This window comes from Acinetobacter sp. YH01009, from assembly GCF_013420765.1.
In the GTDB taxonomy this organism is placed as follows: domain Bacteria; phylum Pseudomonadota; class Gammaproteobacteria; order Pseudomonadales; family Moraxellaceae; genus Acinetobacter; species Acinetobacter amyesii.
Genome location: NZ_VOYE01000028.1, coordinates 1 through 12,245 on the forward strand (window position 1 = coordinate 1; position 12,245 = coordinate 12,245).

The 12,245-nt window shown below is 36.4% G+C and carries 10 protein-coding genes and 1 pseudogene; 9 read left to right on the top strand and 2 right to left on the bottom strand.

The features are described 5' to 3' along the window. The 8 genes and pseudogenes from FTT76_RS16955 to FTT76_RS16990 all read left to right on the top strand — a co-directional run. A pseudogene (locus FTT76_RS16955) lies at window positions 1-75 on the top strand (IS6 family transposase); the annotation flags it as partial. A gap of 77 nt (window positions 76-152) precedes the next feature. Further along, the gene (locus FTT76_RS16960) at window positions 153-434 is read left to right on the top strand and encodes a type II toxin-antitoxin system YafQ family toxin (protein ID WP_159124547.1); all 282 of its coding nucleotides are present in this window, start codon (window positions 153-155) and stop codon (window positions 432-434) included. Window positions 435-560: 126 nt separating this feature from the next. Then, a complete protein-coding gene (locus FTT76_RS16965; RefSeq protein ID WP_159124550.1) occupies window positions 561-980 on the top strand; it encodes a hypothetical protein in 420 nt (139 codons plus the stop codon). 309 nt (window positions 981-1,289) lie between these two features. Continuing rightward, the gene (gene mobC / locus FTT76_RS16970) at window positions 1,290-1,778 is read left to right on the top strand and encodes a plasmid mobilization relaxosome protein MobC (RefSeq protein WP_159124546.1); all 489 of its coding nucleotides are present in this window, start codon (window positions 1,290-1,292) and stop codon (window positions 1,776-1,778) included. After that, window positions 1,762-4,293, top strand: coding sequence for a relaxase/mobilization nuclease domain-containing protein (locus FTT76_RS16975; RefSeq protein WP_218946026.1), 2,532 nt, complete (start codon window positions 1,762-1,764; stop codon window positions 4,291-4,293). Before mobC ends, FTT76_RS16975 begins: the two co-directional genes overlap by 17 nt. A 635-nt stretch (window positions 4,294-4,928) precedes the next feature. Further along, window positions 4,929-5,864, top strand: coding sequence for a replication initiation protein (locus FTT76_RS16980; RefSeq protein WP_159124544.1), 936 nt, complete (start codon window positions 4,929-4,931; stop codon window positions 5,862-5,864). Window positions 5,865-6,467: 603 nt separating this feature from the next. After that, on the top strand, window positions 6,468-7,943 hold the full coding sequence (gene msr(E) / locus FTT76_RS16985) for an ABC-F type ribosomal protection protein Msr(E) (protein WP_000052512.1): 1,476 nt from the start codon (window positions 6,468-6,470) through the stop codon (window positions 7,941-7,943). A 55-nt stretch (window positions 7,944-7,998) separates the two neighbouring features. Then, window positions 7,999-8,883, top strand: a complete 885-nt coding sequence (locus FTT76_RS16990; RefSeq protein ID WP_000155092.1) for an Mph(E) family macrolide 2'-phosphotransferase — start codon at window positions 7,999-8,001, stop codon at window positions 8,881-8,883. 189 nt (window positions 8,884-9,072) lie between these two features. On the opposite strand, the gene FTT76_RS16995 is transcribed toward FTT76_RS16990, so the two are convergent. Together FTT76_RS16995 and FTT76_RS17000 are read right to left on the bottom strand one after the other, a co-directional pair. Continuing rightward, window positions 9,073-9,684 carry a recombinase family protein gene (locus FTT76_RS16995; RefSeq protein WP_015060246.1) on the bottom strand — a complete coding sequence of 204 codons (612 nt, stop codon included), beginning with the start codon at window positions 9,682-9,684 and terminating at the stop codon, window positions 9,073-9,075. 215 nt (window positions 9,685-9,899) lie between these two features. After that, window positions 9,900-11,468, bottom strand: coding sequence for an ATP-binding cassette domain-containing protein (locus FTT76_RS17000; protein ID WP_159124549.1), 1,569 nt, complete (start codon window positions 11,466-11,468; stop codon window positions 9,900-9,902). A gap of 381 nt (window positions 11,469-11,849) precedes the next feature. Between FTT76_RS17000 and FTT76_RS17005 the strand changes: the two genes are divergently transcribed. Continuing rightward, on the top strand, window positions 11,850-12,140 hold the full coding sequence (locus tag FTT76_RS17005; protein WP_180190646.1) for a type II toxin-antitoxin system RelB/DinJ family antitoxin: 291 nt from the start codon (window positions 11,850-11,852) through the stop codon (window positions 12,138-12,140). Window positions 12,141-12,245 lie beyond the last annotated feature (105 nt).

Genomic DNA, 12,245 nt, shown 5'->3' on the forward strand with positions numbered 1-12,245 from the left:
GGACAAGCATCGTCATTTTATTATGGTCAGCCTCAGGGTGAAGTGTGTCTAATCAACAGGGTTTTCGGTCTCTAAGTACTTTTTAAAGGGAACATCATCGACTCAAATCTCTATTTGCAACAGTGCCATCAAAGCCATGTCGGATGAAGCTCATGGCTAAACGAAAGATCATCGTAACCAACTCATTTAAACGAAATATTAAAAGACGTTACTTAGATTTAGTTACGGCTGAATGGGCTGAGGTACTGGACTGTTTAGTTGCTAATAGTCCATTGCCTGAAAAATACCTAGATCACCCATTAAAAGGTGGTGCTGAGTTTAAGAATTGTCGAGATTGTCACGTTAAACCTGATTTAGTCTTGATTTACAGGCTCGTAGGGGATGACATTTTAGAGTTACACCAGTTAGATAGCCATTCAGAGATTTTTGGCTAATTTTAGCTCGATGCTTTGAAATATGGCTTTAGCCATGTTTCAAAGCATCGAGCTACTTTACGCTAGTTGCACGATAAGAAAGTTTGAAAAGAAGCTAAGCATTGCATGGCCTTCAAAGAGTTCAATATGAGAATAAAAAATTTAGCTCAAATTTTTATAATTATTACATTGCTTACTGGTTGTATAGCGAAGTCCCAACCCGTATCTAACTCCATAGAGTCAGTAAAACCTATCATTTTTATTAAACATGCTAATTCTGGTTCAAGAGTAACCATTACTGGTGGGAAATTGCATGTAGATCCTTATGGTTGTATTCGGCTTGGTAGTGATACCGGTTCATTTATTATTTGGGCTAATAATCATGAGTTAGAATATACAAAGGACGGTAGGATTAGCATCACCAATAAATTTAATAATCATAAAGTTTTTATAGGTAATGAAATTATCCTTAGTGGAGGGCCGTCATCAGTAATACCAAAATCTGTTACTCGCTTTATTCCTGAAGTTTGTTCTACCTACGGCTATTGGATTGCTTCTCCCCTTTAAAAGTTATGTAAATGAGCCAGTCCCCATTTCCATCATAATTTCAACATAAAAACTCATATACAAATTTAGGTATTATTAGCTGATAAACCCTTTTTTTGATCTTTTTATATAAATCTTTCACGATATAGTAGAATACTATTAGATGACTAAATAAGATAAGCAAGCCTACCTGTATATACAAAATTCTTCGAATTTTGATATACAGGGACTTGTTAGGGGAAACCCCTAAGACCCCAAGCCCATCAAGATGGGCAAGTCAACAAAGTTGACTTAAAAGCAAAACCAAAAGCCTGTTAGTGGGATGTGTATATGCGAAATAAAACTAAAATTTTCAGACTCACAGAGTTACAGCTAGAACAACTTGAGCAGCACCTCGAAAAAGAGAACACGAATTTTACAGACTTCATTCTCTCTTTAATTCAAAGGGAAATCATGCAAGATGCTGTAACCGTAAGACGACCAGAAGAATATGAAAGGAAGCCTAGACTCAAAGTTAAAACAGTGATTGAAGTGGTTAAACGCTATCAAAAAACAGATCCTGCTTTACTGCTTGAGCTATCCAAAATCGGGAACAACTTAAACCAAATTGCACGAGCATTGAACATCATCAAAAATGCTGATCCGCAAGAGCAACGCAAGTTAGATATTTTCAGCATTTTTTCAGTTTTAAAAGGCATTCAAACCGAGTTAGAACAAGTATTTCCTGCACTTCCGAAAATCAGCAGACAAAGCCCTGAAAGGCTTAAAAAGCAATTGTCTTCGATACAGCTTGCTGAGGAGGATGAAAGTGCATATTAAATTTTTAAATCACGGTAAAGGATCGGCCGCACACGCTTCAGCGTATGTTTTAGATAAGTTCGATCATCTTGGCAATGTTCGGGCAGGTGTTGATGTTTTGCGTGGTGATGCGACTACATTTAACGCCATCTGTGACTCAAGTCCACATTTGTGGAAGTACACCAGTGGCGTGATCGCATGGTCAAAAGAAGACAGTCCGACAGATGAACAAATAAAAGAAGTCTTAGACGAGTTTGAAAAGCATGCTTTTTCGGGACTAGATCCCTCACAGTACCACCTTTTTGCCGTGCTTCACACAGACGATGACGGCTCGAAGCATATCCACGTTCTAGCACCACGCCTAGATATTCAAAGCGGTAAATCACTCAATATTGCCCCACCCGGCCATGAAAAGCATTTTGATTCTTTACGTGATTACTTCAACACAAAGTACCAGTGGTCACGCCCCGATGATCTGCTTTTGATGAAAACGACACAAGAGCCAAACTATGTCGCAAAACTCAACGCTCAAGCTAAAAATATTTTTACAGGTCAAGATCTTGAGGCGCTTACAAAAAAGCAGTTTGGCAAGCTCGTTGATAACTACGTACAAACATTTTTAAGGACTCTGACAGTAAAAAACAGAGCAGATATTGTCCAGTGTATTGAGCAACTGGAAGGAATCGCATCGGTCAAACAAAGTAAAGAATACTTAACTGCCACTTTGAAAAGTGGCAAAAGACATCGACTTAGAGGCGACTTTTATCATGAACAATTCGAAATTAACGCTTATTCAGAGCATCTCAGAGCAGCAGCAGAAAGCCGACCAACTACAGCAGAGCTTGCAACAGCTCTCCGAAACGCTGAAAACGTTCGAGATGACTATCGAGCAAAGCGAGAGACCTATCACCAACAGCACTATACTTTTAAACGAAGTACAGCAGACAACATCGGCCATAAAATCGCATCTCAGAGCGATTTTGACCGAAATAGGGAATCTATCACCCAAAGCCATAAAATCGCTAACAGCGAGCTATACGGAGCAAATAGACGCACTGCAAACGCAGTTAGCGAATATAGACCTATCGGAAATATCAAAAGTGAAATCGAGCATAGATTCGTTTTCAACCTCAATTCACGCTCTACAGGCTCAAGTCAACAAGCAGTTGCAGAGCCTCAGAATCGACGAAAAGCTCCTGCAGAACAGCATTCAACACCAAGTACAGCAAGCGATAGAGGGGCAGAGAGAGACAATAGAGAGTCAGTTGCAGAGCCTTTTGACGGAAAAATTGGGCAACCAGAGAGCAACACACATCCTATGGGGGATGATAGCTTTTGGACTGCTGATTCTTTTAATAATTTTATATCTAGGCTATCAAGCCAATACAAATTTAAAAACAATCAAAGCACAAGAGCAAATGATTCAACAGAATTCACAAGTGATTACAAACCAGATCAACTACTTGAAACAAATACGGAACTAGATCATGCAGACCGAAATCGACCAATTTTTGACAGAGCAAAACAGCTTATTGATGCAACAAAACAACTTGTTAGCCGAGCAAAACAAGGTTTTGAGTCAACAAATCGATTCATTAAAGACCATTTTGAGCGACTACAGCGAAGTCGAGCTGAGTCTAAAGAGCAAAATCAGCAATCTGAATACAGAGAAAGAAGCACAGCAAGCCTTAATTTTGACACTGAAAGCAGAGCTTTCAAAGCTAGAGCAGGGCAACTTTTCGGAGCAGTTACAGCAAGCATTTCAAGAAAACTTGAAGACCCAATTACAAACGCAATTAGCGAGAGCATTAAATCAACTGGATTTAAACAGCATTGTCAGCGACTTGGTGAAGATAGAATTAAGACCCATTCAAATGACAATTGGCACACAGCAGGCGGACATCGAGAAAGCACTCTCGAAAATCTTGCAATTGAAAGTACCCAACAACTTTTACGAAGATTTGGAGACGCAAAGCAAGCAGATCAATACGCTTGGGGAAACTGTAGAAAGATTAATAGCGTTAATCAACAACTTGAACGACTAGAAACCACAGTAGCGGAAATTCGACTCAAGCCAAAACCGGCTACGAATTTCAGTTACTTGCGAAGTGACGGTTATTACCCCGATTACGTTGGTTATCACAAAGAACTATGCGACAAGCAACAGGAGGCCTATAACAATAAAAACCCACTACAATTGATTGATTACATAAAGAAAAAATCTAAAAATTTAGAAACGTACATTAGCCGTGCACGTTCAAATATCCACGAATGGGAATACGATAAATTTGAGAAAATGATCAAAAATGACAATCAAATGCTGAAATATCTGAAATGTGAGAAGATTTTAGAGCCTCAAAACGACCATTTGAAACAGCAAAGAGAATCATATCAAGCGTGTTTAAAGAGTTTTGAGACTATTAAAAGTGATATTTACGAAATTAAAAATCCATTGCCTAGACAGAATACTTCTCAACAAACTTATGAACCTGAGCATAAACCAAAACCTAAAAATGATTTTGAATTAGATTTTTAATCTAATTCAGCAAAACAGTAATCAGAGGGGGAATGAGCGATTTATCTTTATGTCACTCACACTCCGTTCGCTTTGTTTTTTTCTTTTTGAACCTCACAGGTTTAAACCAAGCGAGTGTCTACGAGCGATTGAGCATCATAAAAATTTCAGCAACGCCTTTTCCCTGATTACAAACTCCCTTTTAATCTAAAACGGTAAGTACAGAGCATCCCGAATGGGTGCGAACTTTGGGGCTTTTGATCTTAAAAAAGCATGAGCATAGCGAATGCATTATCAATCTTTTTGCTCTTGGTTTTGCTTTTGAAACGACACGAGCGAAGCGAGTGCCATAGCCTTTGATTTTTCCTTTAATTCTCTTTTATTCTTTTAAAAAGCTTTTAAATACTTTTAGACACCCTTCCAGACCACATATAGCAAGGCTTTCAGACTTTAAAAAACTACAAATGGCATGAACTAAACTACAAATGGCATGATTTTGGCACATTAGAAACTACAAATGGCATGATTAGAAACTACAAATGGCATGAACTAAACTACACTATATTTAATGTAGTTTTATGTTAAAAACTACAAAAATCGTGTGCAAAAATAAATCAATATGATATAAAAAACTACTTCTTGCGGAATGTAGTTTCATGGATTATAAAAAAACATACCCTGTATCTTGGGTTGTTATGCAGAATACGATTCAAGAGTGCTTTAAAAGCATGAGTATTGATGAAAAACGCTTATTAATTCTTGCTAGTCCTATAGCTCGGATAATTGATGCAACTGAAAAAGATGCAATCACCATAACATCAGAGAGCTTTGCAAAAGAATGCGGTATAAAAACCAACTCAGCGTATTCGCAAATGGAAGAAGCGAGTAAAAACCTGTTAAGACGTTATTTTTCCTATGGTGATAATAAGAAAAAAACCTACTGTAACTGGGTCATTAGAGCAATATATGAGAATGGTTCAATATCCATATGCTTCCCAGAGGAAGTTCTTTTGATGCTCAAAGAGTTCGACAAATTAAATCCATACACTAAGTACAAGAAAGACATCGTACTCAGTCTGAAAAAAGACTACTCGTTCGACCTATATCATTTAGCAAAAAAATATCAAGCTATGGGACAATTTGAAATGTCCTTAGAGCATATAAAAACTGAGTTAGGTTTGCCAAAGTCCTACGACAAGCTATGTAATTTAAAAGACCGTGTAATTAAGCCTTCATTAGATGAAATTACAGCTAATACAGACATTGAACTCACTTATGAAAACGTTAAACAAGGACGGTCTGTGGTTGGTTTCAAGTTTATTGTGAAAGAGAAGCCTAAGCCAAAACTCATAGCACCCGAGAGAGAGACAAAGACAGTAGAGCTATTTTGTAATATGTCAGATCCCCAAATTAATAAATACAGCACTATTCTATCTAAACTTTCTGAACTTTCTGATCTAAGTAATTTTCCTGACTATCCTACTTTTGCGATTTGGATTAGTGGGATTTTACGAGATCCAAAAAGTGTAAGGGAAGAAACGGCTAAACGAATTTTGAAGGCTCTACATCAAAAAACGGATTTCAAACCATAAAATCAGATTATCCATATGAGCTAACAAATCCCGTGAAACATTGCTTAAATACTAAGCGTGGAACGTGAACAATCATTAAAAAAGCCCAATCGGAGAGGGTTGGGCTTTTTGCTATACGATAAAACTATGATTTATATGAAATAAAAAGAAGCATTTCGTATAACGTGTATTATGTTAATTTTAGAAAATCTTCACTACTATTATTTTAAAATAAGCCTTATATCCAAGCATAAAACAAGGTTGTCTAGACTTCTTTTAACAGTAAAGTTATCATAAAACTGAATTTTATTTTTTAGGTAAGTTTATGCATTCTATCCGCATTCGTTAAGACACAACTATTTGCATAGTGACACTATTTTATAATGGTGGGCTTTTGTTGTGTCTTTAAGAATATATGCGGATATATAAAGTAAAAGTATGCTTAATTTATAAGTATGCTTTTAGTGCATAGTTTCCAGTTATAACTTAATTGACTAGCTATTTGTCCACCCTGTGGATGAATAGCTTTTTTTTTGGGAGGACACTGTGATGCTAGCTTTTGTTTTCACCTAAATCCTGTTTGCTGCATAAAAAATTTCAAGAGCTAAACAGGAGTAAATAAAAATGAGTTTAATTATTAAAGCGAGAAACATACGCTTGGATTATGCTGGGCGTGATGTTTTGGATATTGATGAATTGGAAATTCACTCTTATGACCGTATTGGTCTTGTGGGTGATAACGGAGCAGGAAAGAGTAGTTTACTCAAAGTACTTAATGGCGAAATTGTTTTAGCCGAAGCGACATTACAGCGTTTTGGTGATTTTGCACATATCAGCCAACTGGGCGGAATCGAAATAGAAACGGTCGAAGACCGGGCAATGTTATCTCGCCTTGGTGTTTCCAATGTACAAAACGACACAATGAGTGGCGGAGAGGAAACTCGTGCAAAAATTGCTGCCGCATTTTCCCAACAAGTACATGGCATTCTAGCGGATGAACCAACCAGCCACCTTGATCTCAATGGAATAGATCTACTTATTGGTCAACTTAAAGCATTTGATGGAGCATTACTTGTTATCAGTCATGACCGATATTTTCTTGATATGGTTGTAGACAAGATATGGGAGTTAAAAGACGGTAAAATTACGGAATATTGGGGTGGTTACTCGGATTACTTGCGTCAAAAAGAAGAAGAGCGACAACACCAAGCCGTAGAATATGAGCTGATGATGAAGGAACGGGAGCGATTAGAATCTGCTGTGCAAGAAAAACGCCAGCAAGCTAATCGATTAGACAATAAGAAAAAAGGAGAAAAATCCAAAAACTCTACCGAAAGTGCTGGACGACTTGGGCATGCAAAAATGACTGGCACCAAGCAAAGAAAACTGTATCAGGCAGCTAAGAGTATGGAAAAGCGTTTGGCTGCATTAGAAGATATTCAAGCACCAGAGCATTTGCGTTCTATTCGTTTTCGTCAAAGTTCAGCCCTAGAACTGCACAATAAGTTCCCGATTACGGCAGATGGTCTGAGCTTAAAATTTGGTAGCCGTACTATCTTTGATGACGCTAACTTTATAATACCGCTTGGCGCTAAAGTCGCTATAACTGGATCGAATGGAACAGGGAAAACGTCCTTGTTAAAAATGATATCAGAACGTGCTGATGGATTAACCATATCTCCAAAAGCTGAAATTGGCTACTTTACACAAACAGGATATAAATTTAACACGCATAAATCTGTGCTCTCCTTTATGCAGGAAGAGTGCGAGTACACAGTTGCGGAAATTCGTGCAGTATTGGCTTCAATGGGGATCGGAGCGAATGATATTCAAAAAAACTTATCCGACTTATCGGGAGGTGAAATCATCAAACTGCTTTTATCCAAAATGCTTTTAGGAAAATATAATATTTTGCTTATGGATGAACCAGGAAACTATCTTGACCTAAAAAGTATTGCCGCATTAGAAACAATGATGAAGTCCTATGCAGGAACTATTATCTTCGTATCTCATGACAAGCAATTGGTCGATAATATTGCTGACATTATCTACGAGATCAAAGACCACAAAATCATCAAGACTTTTGAGAGAGATTGTTAATGATAGCCAATCTAATCCGAACATTAATTATTGAACTCTTTAAAGGAAATTAAAAATGACAATTCAAGATATTCAATCACTTGCTGAAGCACACGGCTTGTTGCTTACGGACAAAATGAATTTCAATGAAATGGGCATTGATTTTAAGGTCGTTTTTGCTCTTGATACAAAGGGGCAACAATGGTTGCTGCGTATTCCTCGTCGTGATGGCATGAGGGAACAAATCAAGAAAGAAAAACGCATTTTAGAATTGGTAAAAAAACATCTTTCTGTAGAGGTTCCTGATTGGAGAATTTCATCTACAGAATTAGTGGCTTATCCCATACTTAAAGATAATCCTGTTTTAAATTTGGATGCTGAAACCTATGAAATAATTTGGAATATGGACAAAGATAGCCCGAAATACATAACATCTTTGGCAAAAACCTTATTTGAAATCCATAGTATTCCTGAAAAAGAAGTTCGGGAAAATGATTTGAAAATTATGAAACCTTCAGATTTAAGACCTGAAATAGCAAACAATTTGCAGTTAGTAAAATCTGAAATTGGTATAAGTGAGCAATTGGAAACCCGCTACAGAAAATGGTTGGATAATGATGTTCTATGGGCAGATTTCACCCAATTTATACATGGCGATTTATATGCTGGGCATGTACTAGCTTCAAAGGATGGAGCTGTTTCAGGCGTTATTGATTGGTCAACAGCCCATATAGATGACCCAGCGATTGATTTTGCTGGGCATGTAACTTTGTTTGGAGAAGAAAGCCTCAAAACTCTAATCATCGAGTATGAAAAACTAGGGGGTAAAGTTTGGAATAAACTATATGAACAGACTTTAGAAAGAGCAGCGGCCTCTCCTTTGATGTATGGTTTATTTGCCTTAGAAACTCAAAATGAAAGCCTTATCGTTGGAGCAAAAGCTCAGTTGGGAGTTATATAATTTAAAAATATGATTGCTGAGAACTGCCTTGTTTTGAAACTTGGTTGGCTTTAATTAGTTTTTAGTATTCTTTATAGAAAATGCCTCGATCAAGGGGCATTTCTAACAATCATTTAACATAAAATTTCTTATGTGAAGTAACCTGAATGCAGCGGTGCCCCATTGGGGGCGCGTTGAGATAAGCCTCTTTTAGATAACTTTAGCAACTCGATAGACAGTTGCAACTCCACAATTCACTGCTTTGGCAATTTCTTCCTTAGTCATATTGCCAACTACTAGCAATTCTTTTATTCGTTTATGTTTAGCCTCATTTGCCTTCTTGCCTGTTGGTTTGTAACCCGAACGTGCCAGGCCCTGCTTAATACGTTCTATACGTTTCTCATTGTCTAGGCGGGCCATTGTTGCCAGAAGATCAATCAACATATTGTTGATGAGTTCCAAGATTGAATGAGTAATGCTGTCACTGGTTTGAATCATTTGGTAGGTAGTAGGAAGATCTGCTACGACTAAACGAAGTCCCTTCTCCTGGATCCTGCGCTTCAGCTCTTGAAAATCTCGTTGGGTTAGGCGTGATAAGCGGTCAATACTTTCAACTAACAATGTGTCACCTTGATTTGCTTCTGACAGTAGCTTATTCAATTCAGGTCGGTCTAACTTCGTACCACTATAGTTTTCCACGTACACAATGGTTTCACCCAAATTCAAGTTTTGGTTTAGATCCTGAAGAATCTGCAAAGCCCTTTCTGCATCTTGATCTTTAGTTGAAGCTCGTAGATAAATACGTGTATTCATTTCTATCATTTAATCTTAATTCTATTAGATTAATGATAATACTATCATTTAATTATTGCATTAAGTCTAATGATAGATATTGTATGCGATTTGGCTCGCTATCATTCAGGTATAGTCTTTTGATAAAAAAAGCATGACTAAAAGCCATGCCTTGGGAATTCGTATAACGTGTATTATGTTAATTTTAGTAGAACTAATAAATCTATATATTTGAAAATGTCATTTTACTCAATTAAATACTCTTCAGATATTTCACACTGTTCAACAAAAAAATGATCATGTGAAACTAAAATTACAGCGCCCTGATATTGGCTAATAGCCTGCGATAGAAGCTCTCTAGACTCAATATCTAAATGATTTTCTGGTTCATCAAGCAATAATAAATCAATACCATCAGGATAGTGACTCATTGCTAATAATGCGACTTTCAATTTTTCACCACCACTCAGTTCTGATAGTTTTAATAAAGCTTTTTCACGACGAATACGTAACTGACCTAACAAATTTCTCCACTCAACTTCAGTAAGATTGGAGTTATAAAGTGCAAGGTTTTCGATTACGGATAAATCATTATTTAATAAACTAAAGTTTTGATCTAAATACAAACATGTTCCACTAAAGAAAATATCATCACGTTGATGGGTAGAAATCAATTTCAATAAGGTTGATTTACCAATTCCATTAGCACCTTTAAGATGGATTTTTTCGCCAGCTTTCAATGCAAAATTAATTTTATTTGTTGCTGTATGGGGTAGCTTTAAATCATGAATTCTTAAAATCTCTCCTTGCTTCGTACTCTGTAAGTGGAATTCAAACTTCTGAGCTTTGATTTTTTCTACAATGGTCTGCCTATTAATCAGACTATTTTTCAAATCATCAGTTTGTCGAGTTTGTTGGGCACGTAGCTTACCTAAGCTTTGTCCAGCATTTTCCTTTTTGAAATCTAGAAAAATCTTTGCTTGAGAATTAGAATCACGAAGTTCATTGCCTTTAGATTGACGTTTATTCGCTTTCATTAAGCTATCATGTTGCCGTTGTTTTAACTGCTTTAATTCTTTTTTCTCATTATTAATAGACTGAGTTAATGCATCCATGTGTAGCTGATGCTGTTGAATGTAATGCTCATAATTACCTTTGTAGTGTTGTAAGCCTAATTCAGTTAAAGCATAAATATGTTGGACTTGATTGAGTAATTGGCGATCATGACTAATCAGGCATACACCACTAGGGTGTGCCAAAATACTCTCAATTAACCATTGTCTAGATGTTGAGTCTAAATGGTTGCTTGGTTCATCTAAAAGTAGATAGTGATCCTTTTTTAAAAACAAACGACATAAAGCCAGCTTTGTTTTTTGTCCTTCACTCAGTTTTTCTGTTGGAAAGTTCAAATCCGTAGGTAAGTCAGCATTTTCAAGTATATTTTGCCATTTTTGTGGTAAATCCCAGGTATTTTCAACTAACTCATAATCATCAAAACTAGCTGTATTGTTCTCTATACGCCGAAAAGCATGATGTAAATGATCTACCTCTAATGCTTGTGCAATATTTTCAGCATTAAGGCGTTCTAATTGTGCCAAATAATCATGTTGGATATTCCATGAAACTTGACCACTATAATGAATATCTAAAGCTTGGCTTTGATCTAATATTCTGAACAATAGGGATTTACCTAAACCATTACGTCCAATTAATGCAGAAACCTGTCCTGATAAAAGCGTAATGTTTAGCTGATCAAACATTTTCTGTGTAGAAAATTCTAAATTTAAGTTTGAAGCAATACATGCATGTTGCATAAAAAATTCCTCATGTAGAGGATATGCAAAATAGTGAAGATTAACTTATAAAAAACAATATATTATTTAGGATATAAAGTAGAGACCAAGAATATATAGCCACAAGTAGAATCTATTTTGCACATCAAAAGTTTAAAAATAATGATGAGAAAATGACTTACTTCATTGGCGTTACTCTTGGGAGGATGATTTGAATAAGGTTATTTTATAATGATAAGACAATCTGTCAAGCTTGTACTAAAGCTTCTAAAAGTTATTTAACATAATGGCGATTATACGAAATTTAGCGATTAGAAACCATTTATTACATCAAAAGTAATGAAAATGTAAAGATAATGCCTTATATTGTCTTTACATTATTGGTTTTTAGAGGAATTAACCATGTCCGCAGTCAATTTTAATATGCGTTTAGAAGAAGACTTGAGGGATAATGCAAATCATATTTTTGAAGAATATGGTTTAACAATGCCACAAGCATTTAAACTTTTTTTAAATCAGGTGGTGAAAACAAGAACTGTTCCATTAGCTTTTGACTATGCGAAAGAACCAACTCTGACCCCAACAGCAGTAGCAAAGTTGCTTCAATCTCTTAAAGAGATTGAAAATGGGGAGTACACCGAGTACGAAACAGTAGAAGAAGCAATCAAAGCGGCACTGTTGCAAATAGGCTGACATGATAAGCTAAATATCTTATTTATTTCGAGATACAGCAGATGAATCCCTTCCACGGTCGGCACTTTCAAGGTGAAATCATTCTTTGGGCTGTTCGTTGGTATT